Origin of the sequence: Aeromicrobium sp. A1-2, from assembly GCF_003443875.1 — a bacterium.
In the GTDB taxonomy this organism is placed as follows: domain Bacteria; phylum Actinomycetota; class Actinomycetes; order Propionibacteriales; family Nocardioidaceae; genus Aeromicrobium.
In genome coordinates this window covers 63864-82630 of the sequence record NZ_CP027482.1, presented here as the reverse complement: position 1 = coordinate 82630, position 18767 = coordinate 63864, and the positions used below count along the sequence as shown (strand labels likewise).

At 71.3% G+C, this 18767-nt stretch carries 19 protein-coding genes, 1 pseudogene and 1 riboswitch; of the genes and pseudogenes, 11 read left to right on the top strand and 9 right to left on the bottom strand.

Annotated elements, in window-relative coordinates; translation table 11 throughout:
• Positions 1-24: 24 nt before the first annotated feature.
• From C6I20_RS00380 to C6I20_RS00340, 10 genes and pseudogenes are all read left to right on the top strand, one after another.
• Entirely contained in the window at positions 25-2514 is a 2490-nt protein-coding gene (locus tag C6I20_RS00380; protein ID WP_118394155.1) for a cobyrinate a,c-diamide synthase, read from the top strand.
• A pseudogene (locus C6I20_RS17775) lies at positions 2433-2708 on the top strand (NAD(P)-dependent oxidoreductase); the annotation flags it as partial. The gene C6I20_RS00380 and the pseudogene C6I20_RS17775, both read left to right, overlap by 82 nt.
• A 42-nt stretch (positions 2709-2750) precedes the next feature.
• On the top strand, positions 2751-3497 hold the full coding sequence (cobA, locus tag C6I20_RS00375; RefSeq protein WP_371682671.1) for a uroporphyrinogen-III C-methyltransferase: 747 nt from the start codon (positions 2751-2753) through the stop codon (positions 3495-3497).
• The gene (locus tag C6I20_RS00370; RefSeq protein WP_118394153.1) at positions 3494-3955 is read left to right on the top strand and encodes a histidine phosphatase family protein; all 462 of its coding nucleotides are present in this window, start codon (positions 3494-3496) and stop codon (positions 3953-3955) included. Before cobA ends, C6I20_RS00370 begins: the two co-directional genes overlap by 4 nt.
• A gap of 58 nt (positions 3956-4013) precedes the next feature.
• Positions 4014-4088: riboswitch (cobalamin riboswitch) on the top strand.
• A 45-nt stretch (positions 4089-4133) separates the two neighbouring features.
• Positions 4134-4829 (top strand): energy-coupling factor ABC transporter permease, encoded by a 696-nt coding sequence (locus C6I20_RS00365; protein WP_118394152.1) that lies wholly within the window; start codon positions 4134-4136, stop codon positions 4827-4829.
• Position 4830: 1 nt separating this feature from the next.
• Positions 4831-5172, top strand: coding sequence for an energy-coupling factor ABC transporter substrate-binding protein (locus tag C6I20_RS00360; RefSeq protein ID WP_118394151.1), 342 nt, complete (start codon positions 4831-4833; stop codon positions 5170-5172).
• Complete coding sequence (cbiQ, locus tag C6I20_RS00355) at positions 5169-5927, top strand: cobalt ECF transporter T component CbiQ (RefSeq protein WP_118394150.1); 759 nt, start codon at positions 5169-5171, stop codon at positions 5925-5927. The genes C6I20_RS00360 and cbiQ overlap by 4 nt, the downstream gene beginning before the upstream one ends.
• Positions 5924-6787 carry an energy-coupling factor ABC transporter ATP-binding protein gene (locus C6I20_RS00350; RefSeq protein ID WP_118394149.1) on the top strand — a complete coding sequence of 288 codons (864 nt, stop codon included), beginning with the start codon at positions 5924-5926 and terminating at the stop codon, positions 6785-6787. Before cbiQ ends, C6I20_RS00350 begins: the two co-directional genes overlap by 4 nt.
• Positions 6784-7812, top strand: coding sequence for a nicotinate-nucleotide--dimethylbenzimidazole phosphoribosyltransferase (gene cobT / locus C6I20_RS00345; protein ID WP_118394148.1), 1029 nt, complete (start codon positions 6784-6786; stop codon positions 7810-7812). The genes C6I20_RS00350 and cobT overlap by 4 nt, the downstream gene beginning before the upstream one ends.
• A complete protein-coding gene (locus C6I20_RS00340) occupies positions 7809-8564 on the top strand; it encodes an adenosylcobinamide-GDP ribazoletransferase (protein WP_118394147.1) in 756 nt (251 codons plus the stop codon). Before cobT ends, C6I20_RS00340 begins: the two co-directional genes overlap by 4 nt.
• A 131-nt stretch (positions 8565-8695) precedes the next feature.
• On the opposite strand, the gene cobU is transcribed toward C6I20_RS00340, so the two are convergent.
• Positions 8696-9226 carry a bifunctional adenosylcobinamide kinase/adenosylcobinamide-phosphate guanylyltransferase gene (gene cobU / locus C6I20_RS00335; protein WP_118394146.1) on the bottom strand — a complete coding sequence of 177 codons (531 nt, stop codon included), beginning with the start codon at positions 9224-9226 and terminating at the stop codon, positions 8696-8698.
• A gap of 50 nt (positions 9227-9276) precedes the next feature.
• On the opposite strand from cobU, the gene C6I20_RS00330 reads away from it, so the two are divergent.
• Entirely contained in the window at positions 9277-10227 is a 951-nt protein-coding gene (locus C6I20_RS00330) for a cobalamin biosynthesis protein (protein ID WP_118394145.1), read from the top strand.
• On the opposite strand, the gene C6I20_RS00325 is transcribed toward C6I20_RS00330, so the two are convergent.
• From C6I20_RS00325 to C6I20_RS00290, 8 genes are read right to left on the bottom strand one after another with little or no spacing between them, the layout of a single operon-like run.
• Positions 10175-10915: a cobalt-precorrin-6A reductase gene (locus C6I20_RS00325; protein WP_118394144.1), complete on the bottom strand. Its 741-nt coding sequence runs from the start codon at positions 10913-10915 to the stop codon at positions 10175-10177. The genes C6I20_RS00330 and C6I20_RS00325 overlap by 53 nt on opposite strands.
• Complete coding sequence (locus C6I20_RS00320; protein ID WP_371682651.1) at positions 10912-12429, bottom strand: cobyric acid synthase; 1518 nt, start codon at positions 12427-12429, stop codon at positions 10912-10914. The genes C6I20_RS00325 and C6I20_RS00320 overlap by 4 nt, the downstream gene beginning before the upstream one ends.
• Positions 12402-12968, bottom strand: coding sequence for an antibiotic biosynthesis monooxygenase (locus C6I20_RS17265; protein WP_118394142.1), 567 nt, complete (start codon positions 12966-12968; stop codon positions 12402-12404). Before C6I20_RS17265 ends, C6I20_RS00320 begins: the two co-directional genes overlap by 28 nt.
• Positions 12965-13807 (bottom strand): ECF transporter S component, encoded by an 843-nt coding sequence (locus tag C6I20_RS00310; protein WP_254052192.1) that lies wholly within the window; start codon positions 13805-13807, stop codon positions 12965-12967. Before C6I20_RS00310 ends, C6I20_RS17265 begins: the two co-directional genes overlap by 4 nt.
• Positions 13804-15387 (bottom strand): ABC transporter ATP-binding protein, encoded by a 1584-nt coding sequence (locus C6I20_RS00305; protein ID WP_118394140.1) that lies wholly within the window; start codon positions 15385-15387, stop codon positions 13804-13806. The genes C6I20_RS00310 and C6I20_RS00305 overlap by 4 nt, the downstream gene beginning before the upstream one ends.
• Entirely contained in the window at positions 15384-16445 is a 1062-nt protein-coding gene (locus C6I20_RS00300) for an energy-coupling factor transporter transmembrane component T (protein ID WP_256372168.1), read from the bottom strand. Before C6I20_RS00300 ends, C6I20_RS00305 begins: the two co-directional genes overlap by 4 nt.
• 20 nt (positions 16446-16465) lie before the next feature.
• On the bottom strand, positions 16466-17875 hold the full coding sequence (locus C6I20_RS00295; protein WP_162891040.1) for a prenyltransferase/squalene oxidase repeat-containing protein: 1410 nt from the start codon (positions 17873-17875) through the stop codon (positions 16466-16468).
• A 56-nt stretch (positions 17876-17931) separates the two neighbouring features.
• Positions 17932-18708, bottom strand: a complete 777-nt coding sequence (locus C6I20_RS00290) for a hypothetical protein (protein ID WP_118394138.1) — start codon at positions 18706-18708, stop codon at positions 17932-17934.
• Positions 18709-18767: the final 59 nt, after the last annotated feature.

The following is an 18767-nucleotide window of genomic DNA, read 5'->3' as shown; positions in this document are numbered from 1 at the left end:
GCCACGACCAGTCTGCCGCGGCTCATGATCGCCGCTCCGGCATCGGGCCACGGCAAGACGACGGTCGCCACGGGCCTGATGGCAGCGCTGTCCCGGGCCGGCCACGACGTCTCGGGCCACAAGGTCGGACCCGACTACATCGACCCGGGATATCACGCGCTCGCGACCGGCAAGCCCGGCCGCAACCTCGACCCGCACCTGGTCGGTGAGCAGCGACTCGTCCCGCTTCTGCTCCACGGTGCCGGCGGCGCCGACCTGGCGATCATCGAAGGCGTCATGGGGCTGTACGACGGGCAGATCGGTGGAGAGGGATTCGCCTCGACCGCTCACGTCGCGACCGTCACGCGTACGCCGGTCGTGCTCGTCGTCGACATCTCGCACGCCTCGCGGTCGATCGCCGCACTCGTGCAGGGCATGGTCGCGTTCGACCCGTCGGTCCGCATCGTCGGCGTGATCCTCAACAAGGCCGGCTCCGAACGCCACGCGACCGAGGTCGTCAGCGCGCTGGAGTCCACCGGCCTCCCGGTTCTCGGGGTGCTCCAGCGCGACGACGGGATCGTCGCGCCGTCCCGGCATCTCGGCCTCGTGCCGGCCGACGAACGAGACGATGCCGCCCACGCACTCGACCGGCTGGCCGCGCAGATCGCCGAGAAGATCGATCTGGTCGAGCTGCTCGCCCTGGCCCGCACGGCTCCCGCCCTCGACGCCGAGCCGTGGGACGCCGGGCGCGAGATCAGTCCTGTCGGCGAGCCCCAGGAATCCCGCCCTGTGGTCGCCATGGCTGGCGGACGGGCCTTCACCTTCCGCTACGCCGAGACCGAGGAGCTCCTGCGTGCCGCCGGCTGCGACGTCGTGACGTTCGACCCGCTCACCGACGAGGCGCTGCCCGACGGCACCGCCGGCCTGTATCTCGGTGGCGGGTTTCCCGAGGTCCACGCCGCGGGGCTGGCCGCCAACGCGCCCCTTCGGGAAGCGCTCCGCGTTGCTGTCACGTCGGGCATGCCGACCCACGCCGAGTGCGCCGGACTGCTCTACCTGTGCCGCACCGTCGACGGCATGCCGATGGTCGGAGCGCTCGACGCCGACGCGATCATGACGCCGAAGCTGACCCTGTCGTACCGGACCGCGATCGTGCCCGCCGACCAGCTCACCGGCGTCGCGGGGACCCGGGTGACAGGGCACGAGTTCCACCGGACGACCGTCACTCCCGCCGCCGGCGACCCCGCGTGGCTCGTCGACGGGAAGCCGCACGGATTCGGCACCGCGACGCTGCACGCGTCGTACGTCCACACGCACTGGGCCGGCCACCCGCAGATGGCCCAACGCTTCGCCGAAGCCGTCCACGCCTACCACCCAACAACGACCACGGCGCACAGCGAGCCGAAGGGCCGAGCAGAGCGAGGTCACACGTCTGCGCGGAGCGCAGGGCGGACGAAGGGCCGAGCAGAGCGAGGTCACACGTCTGCGCGGAGCGCAGGGCGGACGAAGTCCGGCACCAGGCCGGAGGCCTGGACGTGGCATGGGGATCGGGAGCTGGCCGAGGGGCTCGTGGACTTCGCGGTCAACATCCACGATGGACCCCGTCCGGACTGGCTCGACACCGCACTGCGCGCGAGCCTCGACGACATCGGCGCCTATCCGGACCCGATCGACGCCGAGCACGCCATTGCCCGGCGCCACGGCCGCCGGCCGGACGAGGCCCTCGCCACGGCGGGCGCGGCCGAGGCCTTCGGGCTGATCGCCCGGGCCAGGGACTGGCGCCGCCCGTTCGTGGTGCATCCACAGTTCACCGAGCCCGACGTGGCGCTTGCCGCAGCAGGTCACACGCCGGAGCACGTCCTGACCGATGCCGGCAACGGTTTCGTGCTCGATCCGGCCGCGGTGCCCGAGGACGCGGACCTGGTCGTCCTGGGCAACCCGACCAACCCGACCAGCGTGCTGCACGCCGAGCAGACCGTGCGGCAGCTGCTCCGGCCAGGACGGGTCGTCGTGGTCGACGAGGCCTTCATGGACTCCGTACCGGGTGAACGCCACTCGGTCGCCGGCGCTCCCCTGCCCGGCCTCCTGGTCGTCCGCAGCCTGACCAAGCTCTGGTCGATCCCGGGTATCCGGGCCGGCTACGTCCTGGGTGCTCCCGACCTGCTCGCTGACCTGCGCCGGCACCAGCCGCCGTGGTCGGTCTCGTCGACCGCTCTGGCAGCGATGCTCGCGACGTCGACGCCCGAGGCACTCGCGGAGGCCGCGCGACGCACGACCCGCATCGTCCAGCACCGCGCGGTCCTGACCGACGGTCTGACCGAGCTCGGCGTCCAGCACGTCACACCGGCGGCCCCGTTCGTCCTCGCCAGGGTCGGTCTCGGCGCCCACGACCGGCTCCGGGAAGTCGGCTATGCCGTACGTCGGGCCGACACGTTCCCCGGTCTCGACGACTCATGGATACGCATCGCGGTCCGTCGACCCGAGACGACCCGCAAGCTGCTCGCGACGCTCAGGATCGAGGAGCCATGGACGTGACCCCCGGGACCCCGGCACTCGTGGTCGGCGGCGACGCCCGTGCCGCGGGTCAGGCCGCTGCCCTGCTGGATGCCCGCGCCGTTGTCACGGTGGTGGCATCGCGCGTGACCGCGTCGTTGGAGGATCTGGCCGATCGTGGACTGATCACGTGGCACGCCCGTGAGGTCGAGCTGGCCGACGTGAGTCGCGCCGGCATCGTGCTGACCCAGCAGGTCGTGGACCCCGACGAGCGTCGCATCCTGGGCACCGGCAGCGTGACGCTGGTGGGCGGCGGGCCCGGCGATCCGGGCCTCATCACGGTTGCCGGGCGGGCCGCGATCGAGACCGCCGACGTCATCGTGACCGACCGACTCGCCCCGCTGGCGGCGCTGGCCTGGGCCCGCCCGGACGTCGAGGTCGTCGACGTCGCCAAGATCCCCGGCGGACGTTCGACGAGCCAGGCCGACATCAACCAGATCCTGGTCGAGCAGGCCAAGTCCGGCCGGCACGTCGTGCGGCTCAAGGGCGGCGACAACTTCGTGTTCGGGCGTGGCGGCGAAGAGCTGCTGGCCTGTCATGACGCGGGCATCCAGACTCGCGTGATCCCCGGAGTGACCTCGGCGATCGCCGCGCCAGCCCTGGCCGGCATCCCCGTCACGCATCGCGGCCTGACCCAGGGATTCACTGTCGTCTCGGGCCACGTCCCGCCCGGGCACCCCGAATCCACGATCGACTACGCCGCGCTCGCCGCGTCCGGCACGACGATCGTCGTGCTGATGGGCGTCCGTACGCTCGGCGCGATCTGCGCCGCGCTGGTGTCCGGTGGACTCCCCGCCGACACACCCGCGGCGGTGGTCGCCGACGGCTCGTTGCCCAGTCAGCACGTCGTCCGGGCGACCCTCGGAACGATCGCCGACACCACAGCCGGCATCAAACCGCCCGCCGTCGCTGTCATCGGCGACGTGGCGCAGATTGCCGGCCTCACGGATGGACACCGCGCATGATCTTCTGGGTACGCCACGGCCAGTCCACGTGGAACGTCATCGACCGCATGCAGGGCCACGAGCTGAGTCCTCCGCTGACCGAGCTGGGTCGTGAACAGGCCACCGATGCCGCCGAGGCACTGGTGGGGCACGGCGTCGTACGCGTCCTGACCTCGCCCGCCGTCCGAGCGCGCGAGACCGCCGACATCATCGCCGCACGCCTGGGGCTCGAGGTCGAGGAGGACGCCATGCTGCTGGAGAAGGGGCTCGAGGAGTCGATGGTCGGAGTGCTCGTCAGGGTGCGACAAATCCTGGACCGCGACCTCCCCGACCACACCGTCGTGGTCAGCCACGGCGACACGATCGGCCTCGCCGTGGGCCTGCTCAGCGGGCAACGCCCCGAGCTCCCTGCCAACGGCTCGATCACACACATCGACCCGGACAACCAGGAGGTGACCGTCCGCCTGCCGGCCACATGAACACCCCGTTCCCACCCTCAACTCTGTGCCAAACTGAGCGAGCTCAAGGCAACGGTGCAAGGAACCCGGCGAAAATCCGGGACGGTCGCGCCACTGTGACCGGGTCGAATCACGATCCGGAAGTCAGAGACTTCACCGCTGCCTCGCTCATCTGGACGCGTCATCCTAGGAGAGTTACATGCACATCGCCGAAGGCTTCCTGCCCCCGGTCCACGCCGCAGTCTGGACCCTGGCCGCAGCCCCGTTCGTCATCCACGGCGGCCGGTCCGTCGTCCGCCAGGTGCGGGACGATCCCGAGACCAAGCTGTTGCTCGGAGCCGCCGGGGCGTTCACCTTCGTCCTGTCGGCCATCAAGCTCCCGTCCGTCACGGGCAGCTCGAGCCACCCCACCGGGACGGGCTTCGGGGCGGTGCTCTTCAAACCCCCCGTCATGGCCTTCCTGGGCACGGTCGTCCTGCTGTTCCAGGCCCTCCTCCTGGGCCACGGCGGCATCACGACCCTGGGGGCGAACGCCTTCTCGATGGCGGTCGTCGGCCCGTGGGTCGGCTACGGCGCCTACCGGCTCGTCGGGCTGATCGGCGGTGGCCTGTCGGCGTCGGTCTTCGCGGCCATGGCCCTGGCCGACCTGTCGACGTACTGCGTCACGTCGATGCAACTGGCTCTGGCCTTCCCCGACCCCAGCAGTGGGGTGCTCGGCGCAGCGACCAAGTTCCTGTCGATCTTCGCCGTCACCCAGATCCCGCTGGCGATCGCCGAGGGCCTGCTCGGCGTGCTGGTCTTCCGCCTGCTGCGCGACCTCGCAGCACCTGAGCTCATCCGGCTCGGTGTGCTCAAGGCGCCAGCGCCCAGCCCGACCGAAACGACGGGGGCCTGACATGCGTCGCTCCACAGCCATCACGATGCTGCTGATCACCGGGATCGTCGCGATCGTCGGTGTTGCCCTCGTCCTGGACTCACGTCGCAGCGTCTCCGGCGACCGTTTCGTCGGCAGCGACAGCGCGGCAACTTCGCAGATCGAGAAGGACAACCCCGACTACGAGCCGTGGTTCACTTCGGTCTTCACCCCCTCATCCGGCGAGGTCGAGTCGGGGCTGTTCGCGATCCAGGCCGCACTCGGCGGGATGGCGCTCGGCTACTGCCTCGGCGCGCTGCGAGGTCGACGGCGGGCCGAGGCGATCATCGCCCGAGCGTCCTCGCCCACGCCCGGCCAACCATGAAGGGCCTCGCGATCGACGATGCCGCCTGGTCGAGCCGGTGGCGCGAACGCGCGGTGCGTGACAAGGCGTGCCTGAGCCTCGGACTGCTGCTGACGGCCGCGGTGCTGCCGCCCTGGCCGACCAGCCCGCTGGTTGCTGCGGTCGCCCTGGGGCTGCTCGTCACCCGGGCGGGCACGCCCGCAGGACTCGTGGCCCGAGCCCTGCGGGGACCGGCACTGTTCATCGTGATCGGGTGCATCTCGGTGGCCGTCGTGCTCACAACGGGCGACGGGCTGGGACTCACCGTGACCGCCGAGAGCACGCATCGTGCCCTCGGTGTGGCCGGCCACGCGATCGCCGGCACATCGGCGATGCTGCTCCTCGCGATGACGACCCCGATGGTCGACCTGCTGGCCGGCCTGCGCCGATTGCGTCTGCCGGAGGCGTGCGTCGAGGTCGCGGGGCTCATCTACCGGATGCTGTTCATTCTGCTCGACTCGGTCGGGACGATTCGAGAATCACAGGCCGCGCGGCTGGGCTACAGCTCGCTGCGGCGATCGCTGCGTTCAGCCGGGATGCTGACCGCCGCCATCCTGACCAGGTCGTGGTCCCGCGCCCGACGGCTCGAGCAGGGGCTCGCAGGCCGAGAGCTGACGGCATCGTTGCGCACGCTCGACGATCCGACGCCAAGCTCTCCGGCGTTCCTCGTCGCGGGCGGCGCAACGCTCGTCGCCCTCGTGTCGCTCGCCGCCCTCACCACGGGCATCGCCGCATGAGCCATCGCAGCCTGCGCGCCGATGCCGTGACGGTGGCCTACACCGGGACCGGCACCGTCCTGGCGGGCACGACCCTCGAGATCGCTCCGGCGACGCGCCTGGCCCTCCTGGGGGCCAACGGCTCGGGCAAGACCACGATTCTGCGTTGCCTGGCCGGCAGCCTCCGTCCCGATGCCGGCCAGGTCCTGCTCGACGACAAGCCGATCTCGTACGACCGCAAGGGACTACGGCGCCACCGCCAAGAAGTGCAACTGGTCCTGCAGGATCCCGACGACCAGCTGTTCTCCGCAGATGTCTTCCAGGACGTCTCCTTCGGTCCGATGAATCTGGGTCTCGATGACGCAGAGGTCCGCTCCCGTGTCGACGAGGCCCTGTCCCTGCTGGGCATCGAGCACCTGCGCCGCCGGCCGACCCACCAGCTCTCGTACGGCGAGCGCAAGCGCGTCGCGACGGCCGGCGCGGTGGCGATGCGCCCGTGCGTGCTGCTGCTCGACGAGCCGACAGCCGGGCTCGACCCGGCCGGCGTCGACGAGCTGATGGTCGCGCTGGAGCGGCTCGAGCAGCACGACACGACGGTCGTCCTGTCGACCCATGACGTCTCGCTCGCGGTCGCGTGGGCGGACTCCGTCGCCGTTGCGCACGACCGGATGATCGTCCAGGGCGATCCGGTCGAGCTGCTCGGAGATGCCGAGCTGCTGCAGTCGGCCCGACTGCGGATGCCCTGGCCGCTCGACCTGAGCCGTCGTCTCGCCGCAGACGGCCTCGTGACGACCGAGACCCGCGCCACGTCACTGGCCGAGATCCATGCCGCGGTGCGCGAGCACGCGTCGGCCCGCCCATCCCACCAGGAGCGCACATGACCACCCCCGTGACACCCCCCTCGAAGTCCCTACGCGATGCCGCCGCGGAACGTCTCGCCGGCCTCGCGACCCCGCCCGGCGCCCTCGGACGACTCGGCGACCTGGCCGTCTGGGTTGCCGCGACGCAGGGCCAAGTCCCGCCTGCGCCGGTCGACCGGGTCAGAGCCGTGATCTTCGCAGGCGACCACGGTGTCGCCGACCACGGCGTGTCGGCCTTCCCCAAGGAGATCACCCCGGCGATGGTGCGCACGTTCCTCGCCGGCCGGGCCGGTGTCTCGGTGCTCGCTGCCCAGCACGGCGTGACCGTCCGGGTCCTCGACATCGCCGTCGATGACGACCTGCACGGTGTGGCCCCCGAGGTCACGGCGTACAAGGTGCGCCGCGGCAGTGGCGCGATCCACCTCGAGGATGCGCTCACGCCCGACGAGACCCGCCAGGCCATCGCAGCAGGCCAATCGATCGCCGCCGAGGAGATCGCGGCGGGCGCACAGCTGCTGATCAGTGGCGACATGGGCATCGGCAACACGACTCCCGCCGCGGCCCTGATTGCCGCATCGCTGGGGCTCCCGGCCGTCGAGGTCACGGGCCGCGGCACCGGGATCGACGAGCGAGCGCTCGATCACAAGGTCGCGATCGTCCAGCAAGCCCTCGACCGCGCCGGCGACCGGTCGGCCGACCCGGTCGAGATGCTGACGGCTCTGGGCAGTGCCGATCTGGCCGCGGCCGCAGGATTCATGGCCGCAGCCGCTCGCGCCGGCGTCCCGGTGCTGCTTGACGGCGTCATCTCGGTCGCCGCCGCAGTCGTCGCGGACCGACTCGCGCCCGGGGCCGCTGCGTGGTTCGCCGCCGGGCACCGCTCGACCGAGCCCGCGCAGATACTGGCGCTGGACAAGCTGGGTCTTGAGCCCGTCCTCGATCTGGGGATGCGGCTCGGTGAGGGAAGCGGCGCTGTCGCGGCGGTGCCGCTGATCCGCTCGGCGGCCCTGCTGCTCGCTGACGTCCTGCTGCTCTCCGAGCTCGCATGATCGAGTCCTGGCGTTTCGCTGTCGGCACCCTGACCGCGATCCCGGTCAAGCCCCCGCGCAGCGCCGCCCGGGAGATCACCGGTCCGTCGATGGTGCTGGCACCGCTGGCCGTCGTGCCGCTCGGCCTCCTCGTCGCGCTCGTCCTGTGGGGCGGGCGCGAGCTGTCGCTGGCTCCCCTCGGCGTCGCCGCGGTCGCTGTCGGTGCGCTGGCTCTGGGCAGTCGGGCGTTCCACCTTGACGGACTCGCCGACACCGCCGACGGCCTCACCGCGTCGTACGACCGCGAGCGCTCCCTCGCGGTCATGAAGACCGGCGACACAGGCCCGGCCGGAGCGGGTGCGCTCGTCGTGGTGCTCGGCGCGCAGGCCGGCGCGCTGGTGTCGATCGCCGCGATGCCGAACGGGCCCTGGCTCGCCGCCCTGCTGGTGTGCGTCTCGCGCGGGGCCGTCGTCGTGACGTGCATGCGCGGTGTGCCCGGCGCCCGCAGCGACGGCCTCGGGGCGACGTACGTCGAGAGCATCCACCCCGTGGTGACGGTGGCGTCGTGGACCGTTCTGACGGCCCTGATGTGCGGCGCGTTCGTGCTGGTCGACGAGCCGTGGTGGCGCGGGCTCGTGTGCGCCGGCGTTGCGCTGCTCATCGTGACCGCCGTGATCCGTCGCGCCATGAGCCGCCTCGGCGGGGTGACGGGTGACATCTTCGGCGCCTGCGTCGAGATCAGCCTCGCGGCCCTGCTTGTCGCCGCCTCTTGACGACATCCGCGGTTTACCAGGAGAACCTGGTAAACCCTCTCTTCCCCGGGCAAATTCACCCGGAGGAGTCGTCGTCAGCCTGGATAAGTGATGAGTTACCTGGAGAACCTGGTAAACCGCTGCAGGGGTGGTCAGAGCTTGAGCACACGTCCAGCAACGACCAGCAGGACGTCTTCGCACTCCTCGGCGACGCGTTGGTTGACGGTGCCGAGCACGTCACGGAAGACTCGCCCGGAGCGGCGTTCGGGGACGACGCTCATGCCGACCTCGTTGGTCACCGCGACGACCGTGCCGTCGTGCGCCGAGATCGCCGCCAGGGCCTCGTCGAGCCGCTCGAACAGCACGGGCTCCCAGTCCTCGCGGACCGAGGCCCAGCCGTCGAGCTCGTCGATCATCGCCGTGACCCAGGTGCCGAGACAGTCGATCAGCACGGCCCCCTCTGCCTCCGATATGGCCGTGGCGAGGTCGGTCGTCTCGACCGTGGTCCAGTGCGAAGGGCGGCGATCCTGGTGGATCGTGATCCGTGCGGCCCACTCTGGATCGGCGTCGGCATCGGCCGGAGGACCGGGCGCGACATACGTGACCCGCGGCTCGGCCAGCAACAGCGACTCGGCATGGAATGACTTACCGGAACGGACGCCGCCCGTGATCAGGACCTTCATCGCACCTCGTTAGTGTCAATCTCACCCTACCGACCCACTCAGGAGGCCCGATGCGCGCACGCGCGGCAGGACTCGTCCTCGGTTTCGCCGCGGACCGGGCCTTCGGCGATCCCTCGCGGTTCCATCCCGTCGCCGGCTTCGGCACCATCGCGTACGCCGTCGAGCGCCGGGTGCATCGTGACGACCGCGGTCGAGGGGTCGCCTACACCGCCGCCCTCGTCGGGCTCCCGGCCGTGGCCGGGCTGCTCACGGATCGGACGACCACGGCCCGGCCCCTCCTCCGGACAGTCGTCACGGCCGCCGCGACCTGGTCGGTGCTCGGCGGGCGCTCACTCGGGCGGGAGGCAACCCAGGTGCAGTGCTGGCTCGACGCCGACGACCTGCCCGCAGCCCGCCAGCAGCTCACCCATCTGGTCGGTCGCGATCCCTCGCACCTGGACGTCCGCGAGATCTCCCGAGCGACCGTCGAGTCGGTCGCGGAGAACACCTCGGACGCCGTCGTGGCACCCCTGCTGGCCGGGGCGCTCGGCGGCACCGGCGGGCTGCTGGCCTATCGCGCGGCCAACACGCTCGACGCGATGGTCGGCCACCTGAGCCCCCGCCACCGTGAGTTCGGCTGGGCCTCGGCGCGGCTCGACGACGTGCTCAATCTCGTGCCAGCCCGGTTCGCCGCGCTCCTCGCCGCGACCTTCGCCCCCCTCGTCGGCGGTCGTCCCACCGAGGCCCTGCGCATCTGGACCCGCGACGCCCGCCGGCACCCCAGCCCGAATGCCGGCCCGGTCGAGGCGGCATTCGCCGGCGCCCTCGGCGTCCAGCTCGGCGGCACCAACACGTACGGGGACCGGGTCGAGCACCGGCCGACGCTCGGCGACGGACCCGTCGCCCTGCCCGACGACATCGACCGGGCGGTACGTCTGGCCGACGCGGTAGGCCTCGGCGCTCTCGCGGTCAGCGTCCTGATCGCGCGACGACCCACGCGGCCGCGGCGCTCGGGTCGCTGACGACCTCGGCCCCGGCCGCCGTGGCCTGACGGCGGACGATCACGACCGGCAGATCCGTCTCGTCGGCGACCTGCATCTTGGCCCAGGTGTGGCTGCCCCCGGAGTCCTTGGTGACCAGCACGTCGACATCGGCCATCAGCGCGCGCTCACCAGCCAGGTCGTACGGCCCGCGACTCAGCAGCAACGTCCATGGCTCCGGGAGCGCGAGGTCTGGCTCGTCGACCACGCGGACCAGCGCCCGTTGCTCGGCCAGCGGCCCGACGAACCGACCCAACGACTGCCGCCCCACTGTGAGGAAGGGCCGGCGCCCGAGCGTCGCCGTCAGGGCAGCCGCCGCGTCGTGGTCGTCGACCCAGTGCCAACGGTCTGCGCCGACCGCTCCGGCCCAGCCCGGGCGCTCGAGCCGGAGCAGCGGGATGCCGTCCGCGGTGCACGCAGCCAGCGCGTTCGCGCTCATGCCCGTCGCGAACGGGTGGGTCGCGTCAACGACCGCTGCGATGCGCATCTCCATGAGGTACGACCGCAGGCCCGGCACCCCGCCGAACCCACCGATCTGGACCGCACCGACCGGCAGCCGGGGTCGCGCGACCCGACCCGCCAACGACGACAGGAACCGGACCTGGGCGTCCTGCAGCAGCACCGCCAGCTCGCGCGCCTCGGCCGTCCCGCCGAGCACCAGGACGGTCATGCGCCCGGGGGCAGGACAGTCAGGCCAGTCGGCGCCCCGGCGGTGGACAGCGTGAGCAGGGCGTCTACGTCGAGGTGACGCTCCATCAGGTCGCCGAGCAGGTCCAGCCGTGCCTCGCGTCGCTGCGCGAAGCTCACGTCAGAGGGCTCGTACGACCGACCGGCCAGCGAGGCCGCCTCGCCCAGCAGCGCGCGGCGGAACTCGTCGGACTCCAGGCTGCCGTGCCACATCGTGCCGAAAACGTTGGTCGAGCGGGCCCCACCGAGGAATGACTCGTCACCCCCGGGCGTGATCCGGCCGTGATGGATCTCGTAGCCCGACACTTCGGTGCCCAGCGCTGTGCCGGTCGGCAGGCGAAGCACCTTGTCGGCAGCGAACGACGTCGTGACGTCGAGCAGGCCGAGGCCGTCGACCGAGGCGTCGGCCGAGCCCTCAACCCCGTCAGGATCGCTCACGGTCCGGCCCAGCATCTGGAAGCCACCGCAGATGCCGAGCACCGCACGTCCAGCACCCGCGTGCCGGACGATCGCCCGGTCGAGCCCCCGCGATCGCAGCCAGGCCAGGTCCGAGATCGTGGCCCGCGTGCCCGGCAGCACGATGACGTCAGCGCCGTCGAGGTCCTGGGGACGGCTCGCGAACACGACGTCGACGTCGGGCTCGAGGCCCAGAGCATCGACATCGGTGAAGTTGCTGATCCGCGGCAGCCTGACGACCGCGACCCGCAGACCCGCTTCGCGGTCGGCCGATCGACGGCCCTGCAGGTCCAGCGCGTCCTCGGAGTCCAGCCAGAGGTCAGGGCTCCAAGGGAGAACCCCAAAGACCCGTCGCCCGGTCAGCTCGGCCAACCGGTCGAGTCCCGGAGCCAGGAGTGACTCGTCGCCGCGGAACTTGTTGACCACGAAGCCGGCGATGAGCCGCTGGTCGGCCGGTTCGAGCAGCGCGACCGTGCCGTACATCGCGGCGAACACCCCGCCCCGGTCGATGTCGCCGACCACGATCGTCGGGATGTCGGCGTGCCGGGCCAGACCCATGTTGACGTAGTCGCCGGCCCGCAGGTTGATCTCGGTCGGGCTGCCGGCGCCCTCGCTCACGACGATCTCGAAGCGGGCGGCCAGGTCGTCGTACGCCGCGTGGGCCGCCGACGCGAGGTGGGTCCGGCCACCGATGAACTCCGCCGACGAGATCTCCCCGGCCGGTTGGCCCATCACGACGACGTGGCTCGCGCGGTCACCGCCGGGCTTGAGCAGGACAGGGTTCATCGCGGCCTCGGGCGTGGCGCGAGCCGCGAGCGCCTGGATCCACTGCGCCCGACCGATCTCCGCCGCGATCCCGTCCGGCCCCTGACAGACCATCGAGTTGTTCGACATGTTCTGCGCCTTGTACGGCGCGACCTTGAGTCCGCGGCGGGCAAACGCCCGGCACAACCCGGTCGTGACGATGCTCTTGCCGGCGTCTGACGTCGTGCCGGCCACCAGGAGCGAGCCGCTCACGGGCGGCGCGCCGCGTTGAGCCACGGTTGCAGCAGGCGGGTGATCCACGGTAGTGCGAGATACGTCATGACCGGCGTCATGACCGCAACCGTCGCGAGCACCCGCAGTGGCAGCCACCAGTCGGCCGCGAGGTCCTTGCCGGCGTAGTTCGCGGCGACGCTCAGCGGGAAGAACACCAGAAAGATCGCGCACATCTGCTTCCACCGCGGTGGAGCGACGGCCGGCGCCCGCAGGTCCTGCACGTCGACGCTGGTCGGCTCGTCGAACCAGCCCTCGATGCCGGTGCGGTGCTCGCGGGACGACTCGTCGACGAAACCCTGGGCGGAGTCCAGCCACCAGCGTCGCTGGGCCGACAGCTCCCATGCCTCGAGTGCCTCCTGCGATGCGAAGCGATAGAGCATGTGCCATTGCGTCGAGGCCACGTCGGGGCGCACCCACCCGGATCCGAGGAATCCGTCGAACCGCTCCGCCAGCTCTATGCCGGCCCGCAGCCAGGCCAGCATCTGGTCCGCCTGGGAGGGATCGACCTGTCGGGTGATCGAGACGGTGACGGGTCCGGTCATGGTTCCAGCGTAGGGCCGGGCGATGCCGTGGCCACCGGGCCGTACCGGGCTCGCCGGGCGGCGCGGCGCAGCGTGGCCAGGACCGCCGGCCCGAGCACGACGAGCGCGATCGAGTTGGTGATCGCTCGGCCGGTGTCCCAGCTGCCGGTCGAGGTCAGGAGCGTGTAGATCCCGAAGCGGTGCACGTTGTCCAGCAGGGGCCCGCCGGCGACGTACGACAGCGAGCCCTCATGTCCCGGCAGCTCGATGCCCAGGATGAACGGCCAGCCCGACAGGTTCATCAAGATGCCGAAGGCATAGGCCGCGACGATGCCGTACGCCACGAGCATCGCGATCTCGAGCCGCCCGGAGATCCGGCGTGGCAGGAGCCCTGCGCCCATCCCGATCCAGGCCGAGGCCAGCATCTGGAACGGCAGCCACGGACCCACGCCCGAGGTGAGCAGCGACGAGGCGAACAGCGAGGTGCAGCCGAGCACGAAACCGAAGCCGGCGCCAAACACCCGGCCCGCGATGATCAGCAGGAAGAACACCATCTCGACGCCAGCAACGCCCGCGCCGAGCCCGCGCAGCGCGGCGTTGATCGCGGTGAGCACACCGAGCATCGCGAGCGCCTTGGAGTCCATACCGCCCTCGGTCAGCTCGGCAACCACGACGCCCACGACGAGCGGCAGGAGCAGGAGGAAGAAGAACGGCGGATCGACCCGCGCCGAGGCCGGGTCGGGGTTGAGCAGCAGCGGCCAGGCGAACATCATCAGGCCGGCGAGCGACGCGACGAGCAGGACCGCAATGGACCGGCGGCTGATCGGCACCGCAGCGTTGCGTTGCTGGGTCATGCTCATGCCATCGCCTCGGCAACCTGATCGACGGTCAGCCAGCCCGGGCCCAGGATCTTGGACATCTGCGGCGCGAACGCGGGCGACTCCGCGAGCACCCGGGCGGTTGGGCCGGACGACACGACCTCGCCCTCGGCGAGCACGACGCACGAGTCGACGACCTGCGCCACGAACTCGACATCATGGGTCGCCAGCAGGACGCCGTGGCCCTTGGCGGCGAGGTCACGCAGGATCTGGCTGAGCTCACGCTTGGCCGTGTAGTCCAGCCCGCGGGTCGGCTCGTCCAGCGCGATGACGCGCGGCTCGGCAGTCAGGACGATCGACAGGACGAGCGCGAGTCGCTGACCCTCCGAGAGGTCCCGGGGGTGGGACGCGCCGTGGACGCCCGGTGCCAACCGGTCGAGGATGCCGCGGCACGATCCTGACTCGACCGAGGTCTGCGCGTCCGCCGCTGCACACTCCTCGTCGACCGACTCCAGGTAGAGCAGATCGCTCGCCGTCTGCGGCACGAGTCCGACGAGTGCCCGGGCGTCGTCGCTGGACAGCTTCGCCGGATCGGAGCCGTCGACATCGACGGTCCCGGCGCGACGACGCCCCGTGCCCTGCAACGCCCACAGCAGCGAGGACTTGCCCGAGCCGTTACGTCCCATCAGCGCCACGACCCGGCCCGCCGGTACCACGATGTCGACCTCCTTCACCGCGATCGTCGTGCCGTACGCCACGGAGATGCCGGTCGCGCTGAGGGCCGGCTCGTCGGCGTCGGGCAGCGGGGTGGGGTCCAGTGTCAGCTCCCCGAGCGATCCACGGGCCCGACGCGCCTCGCGCACCGAGAGCGGCAAAGGGGTCCATCCGGCGAGCCGGCCCAGCTCGATCAGCGGTGGGGCGACCTCGGAGTCGACAAGCAGGTCGACCGGCGCGCCATCGCGCACCCGGCCGCCCTCGACCAGCACCAGTCGGTCCGCGAACGGGATGACCCGCTCCAGGCGGTGCTCGGCCAGCACGACCGTCAGGCCGAGGTCGTCGACCAGTCGCGCCAACGTCGCGAGCACCTCCTCGGCGGCAGTCGGGTCGAGCGCAGACGTCGGCTCGTCGAGCACCAGAACCCGCGGGTGCATCGTCAGCACCGCGCCGATCGCGACCCGCTGCTGCTGTCCGCCCGACAACGTCCGGAGCGGCCGCGACCGAAGCGCGGCGATGCCGAGCAGGTCAAGGGTCTCCTCGACCCGGCGACGCATCGTCCGCGCGTCGAGGCCCAGCTGCTCCATGCCGTACGCGAGCTCGTCCTCGACGATGTCGCTGACGAATCCGGCGAGCGGGTCCTGGCCGACGTAGCCGATCACGTCCGCAAGCTCTCGCGGTGGCCGGCGACGGATGTCCTCGCCGTCGACCAGCACATGACCCTCGAGTGTCCCCCCGCTGAAGTGCGGCACCAGTCCGTTGAACATCCCCAGCAGCGTCGACTTGCCCGATCCGGTGCGACCCGCGACCAGCACGAGCTCGGCCTCGGGGAGCGTCAGGTCGACGCCGCGCAGAACCGGACGGGAGGCCCCGTCGTACTGGAACGACACGCCACGCAGCTCGATCATCGGACCACCTCCGACTCCAGGGCGGGAGGCGGCGTCAGGAAGGCCGGCACGATCCCGATCATGACAGCCAGCAGCGCCGAGATCGACAGCGGCGGCAACGCCGACAGGCCAGGATTGACGACCTCGGGCTGACGGTTCGCTACAACGTACGTCAACACGACCGTGGCGACGCCCGACACGACACACACCGCCTCACCCGCCCGCCAGCGGTCGGGGCGATAGCGCGTGCGCTGCACCCGCCGGCCCGCGGTCACAAATCCCAGCACGGAGAGTCCGACCCCCAGCACCAGCATCGGCCAGGTCAGCAGCTTCGGTGCGGTCGAGTCGAGCAGACCGTAGGTGCCGACGCACAGCCCGAGCAGTCCCGCCAGCATCAGCCCGCCGGTCAGCCGCCGCTCCTGGCGGGTCGCGCTTCCGGTGCGCCCGTAGCCCCGGGCGTCCATGCCGGCGGCCAGCGCCATCGAACGCTCGAGCGCGTCCTCCAGGACGGGCACGACCAGACGACGCAGGGCACCGATCCCCGAGCCGGGGTCGCCGCGCAGCCGGCGCGCCCGCCGCACCCGCTGGATGCTCTCGGCGAGCTGGGGGAACACCGACATCGCCACGACGACCGCGGTCCCGATCTCGTACAGCGCCGGCGGCATCGACTTGAGCAGGCGCTTGGGGTTGGCCAGCGCATTAGCAGCGCCGACGCAAATGATGATCCCGGCCAGGCGCATACCGTCGTAGAGCCCGGCGAGCAGCGACTCCGACGTCACGGGGCCGAACAGTCGCAGGCCTGCGGCGAAGTCCGGGAGCGGGACCTCGGGCAGCGTGAACAGGACGTGCCCGCCGCCAGCTCCGCCGAACACGATCCGAAACACGACCCGGATCACGATGATCAGCAGACCGAGGTAGAGGTAGAACCGGAACGACAACGCCCACGGCGCATCCGTCCGCCGCGCCAGCACCACGAATCCCGCGACCAGCACGATGAGTGCCACGAGCCACGGATTGGTCAGGCGTGAGACGGCAGCCGACAGCCCGAGAGCCCAGATCCACCAAGCCCCCGGGTGCAGGTCACGCGGGTGGACGGCTATCAGACGCCTCCGCCTCGCAGCCGGCCGATCCCGACCGCTCCGGCGGTGCCGAGCATGAGCACCGCGGCGATGCCGGCCACGATCCAGCCCGTCATCGAGCCATCCGTCGATGCGCTGGTCGGCTCCGCGACAACGGTGTCCGCGCTGTCGTCGACCGGGGTCGGCGTGGCGGTCGGCTCGGGCGTCGGGGTCGGCGTGGGCTCGGGCTCGGCCGCCGCTCCCACCGCGACACCGGCCGCCGCCGGGCCGCCCGTCGTTGTGCCTCCACTGGTGGACGAGTCGCTCGACGCCGAACCGCCCGCGGTCGACCCGCCCGTCGTCGACCCGCCCGCGGTCGAGTCGTCCGGGGTCGCGGGGATCGCGATGTTCAGGCCGATCGCAGCCTGGGCAGAGGCGCGTCTCCACTGGTCGCTCGTGGCATCGGTGATCCCGTCAGCCTTGCCGGCGGTCAGCGCGGCCTGGTCGAAGGCGATCGCCCCGATCTGCTTCTTGAGCGCAGTGCCGGAGGAGTTCTTGGTGGTGACCTGGCGGCTCAGGATCCACGCCGCAGCCTTCTGGGCGCTGGTCTTCTGGCCAACCTGAGCCAGCGTCGCCGCCGCCAGCCCGGTGCTGTTGGTGTTGGCGCTGCCCTCGTCGTCGAATGAGCCGTCGGACTTCTGCTGACCCAGCAACCAGGTGACACCCGCGCTGATGCTGTCGGCGAGACCGGCCTGACCCTTCTCGTCGGCGACCGCAAGGGCCTGGACGGCGAAGGCTGTGCCATCGACGGTCCCCGAGCCCGCAGTGCACGGGTCGTCGCTCATCGTGACGCGCACCGACCCGTCGTCGCACTGCTGCTTGATCAGGTAGTCGGTGACATCGTCGGCGAGCGGACTGTCGGCTGCGGCCAGGGCACGGACGACCCACGCCTGTCCGATCGAGTTGGAGTAGTCGCCGCCCCACGGGTCCTCAGGGTCGAAGGCATCCGTGGCCCGGCCCGCGGCCGGTCCGTCGAGCATGACCCGCTTCTCCGCCCGGTCGATCAGGTCGGCTCCTCCGAACGCACGTGGGTCCCGGCCCCCGAGGTCGACCGCCGTCGCGAGCTTGCCGAGCGCCCCCGCGTAGATGGACGGTTCGTAGCCGATGTACGCCGCCGGATTGCTCGCGACGGCATCGAGGATCGAGGCCGCGGCTCCCTGCTCGGCACCCAGTGAGTCGAGTGCGAAGAAGATGTCCAGACTCAGGCCGTAGTCGTCGAACCCCCCGTAGTTGGGATTGTGGGCGAGCCCGCCGGTGAGCTCGCCGCTCAACCACGCGGCGGCCGAGCTGGCGGCTGGCGTGGGAGCCGCCGCGGCCGGGGAGACCGTCAGGACGGCCAGCGGGATCGCGACGGTGAGGGCGAGCAGGCGACGGACGATGCGACGGGACATGAGGGCTTTCTGGTCGGGACGAACTGTCGGGAGGAGCAGTGCTGCCGGCGCGGTCATCAGCTCGACCCCGCTCGGGCGCGGCGCCGCCACAGGAGCGTCCACATCCCGATCAGGAGGCTGACGGCGAGTGCGGCCGCGACCCAGCCCGCGGTCCCGGACCCGCGCTGCACGGTCTGCGACGCGGACCTCACCGGCTCGTCCGCAGCGTCAGCGGTCGCCGTCGGTGCCGGCGTGGACGAAGACGTGGAACCAGCCTTCGGCGTGGCCGTGGAAGCCGGCGGGGCGGTTTTGCCCGGCGTGGCCGACTGCTGAGTCGAGGGCGACTTCGCCGGTGGGGACGTCGTGCGCGGCGCCGGCTTGACGTAGGGAGTCGCGCCCGGCGAGGTGCGCGACGACGAGGTCTGGAAGGCGAGCCCGACCCAACCTCCCGCGGGGATGTTGAGCGAGTCGACGCCGACCGAGGCGTATGACCACCGGCCGGACTTGCCGTCGGACCAGAACACCCCCCAGTACGCATCGGCCGGTGGCGTGTTGACGCAGGAGCTGGACGGATAGCCGTCCACCTGGCAGATGAACCCGGGCTGGCGTTGCACCCGGGTCACCGAGTGGCGGGCGGACAGTGCCGACCCAGCCGAGCGGCCGCCGCCTCCCACACACTGCACGTTCGATCCCACGACCACGGTGACTCCCGTGCCCGACGAGCACGCGGCGGCGGCCGCAGGGCTGGCCGGCACGACGGAGACCAGGACGGCGACCGGGAGCATCACGATCGGAGCCAGCAGCACACGCCGGATACGCCGGATACGCCGGATACGCCGGATACGCGTCAGCATGGATTCCTTCTCGCTGCAGCACGGAGAGGCTCGATGCCCGTCACGTGTTGTTCCTCGAC

Bases quoted from the DNA above. Each gene is read 5' to 3' on its own strand.
- C6I20_RS17265 (WP_118394142.1), bottom strand. From the start codon at position 12,968: ATGACCGGACCCGTCACCGTCTCGATCACCCGACAGGTCGATCCCTCC.
- C6I20_RS00310 (WP_254052192.1), bottom strand. From the start codon at position 13,807: ATGAGCATGACCCAGCAACGCAACGCTGCGGTGCCGATCAGCCGCCGG.
- C6I20_RS00305 (WP_118394140.1), bottom strand. From the start codon at position 15,387: ATGATCGAGCTGCGTGGCGTGTCGTTCCAGTACGACGGGGCCTCCCGT.
- C6I20_RS00350 (WP_118394149.1), top strand. From the start codon at position 5,924: ATGAGCCATCGCAGCCTGCGCGCCGATGCCGTGACGGTGGCCTACACC.
- C6I20_RS00370 (WP_118394153.1), top strand. From the start codon at position 3,494: ATGATCTTCTGGGTACGCCACGGCCAGTCCACGTGGAACGTCATCGAC.
- C6I20_RS00365 (WP_118394152.1), top strand. From the start codon at position 4,134: ATGCACATCGCCGAAGGCTTCCTGCCCCCGGTCCACGCCGCAGTCTGG.
- C6I20_RS00340 (WP_118394147.1), top strand. From the start codon at position 7,809: ATGATCGAGTCCTGGCGTTTCGCTGTCGGCACCCTGACCGCGATCCCG.
- cobU (WP_118394146.1), bottom strand. From the start codon at position 9,226: ATGAAGGTCCTGATCACGGGCGGCGTCCGTTCCGGTAAGTCATTCCAT.
- cobT (WP_118394148.1), top strand. From the start codon at position 6,784: ATGACCACCCCCGTGACACCCCCCTCGAAGTCCCTACGCGATGCCGCC.
- cbiQ (WP_118394150.1), top strand. From the start codon at position 5,169: ATGAAGGGCCTCGCGATCGACGATGCCGCCTGGTCGAGCCGGTGGCGC.
- C6I20_RS00360 (WP_118394151.1), top strand. From the start codon at position 4,831: ATGCGTCGCTCCACAGCCATCACGATGCTGCTGATCACCGGGATCGTC.
- C6I20_RS00330 (WP_118394145.1), top strand. From the start codon at position 9,277: ATGCGCGCACGCGCGGCAGGACTCGTCCTCGGTTTCGCCGCGGACCGG.
- C6I20_RS00290 (WP_118394138.1), bottom strand. From the start codon at position 18,708: ATGCTGACGCGTATCCGGCGTATCCGGCGTATCCGGCGTATCCGGCGT.
- C6I20_RS00380 (WP_118394155.1), top strand. From the start codon at position 25: ATGATCGCCGCTCCGGCATCGGGCCACGGCAAGACGACGGTCGCCACG.
- C6I20_RS00295 (WP_162891040.1), bottom strand. From the start codon at position 17,875: ATGTCCCGTCGCATCGTCCGTCGCCTGCTCGCCCTCACCGTCGCGATC.
- C6I20_RS00325 (WP_118394144.1), bottom strand. From the start codon at position 10,915: ATGACCGTCCTGGTGCTCGGCGGGACGGCCGAGGCGCGCGAGCTGGCG.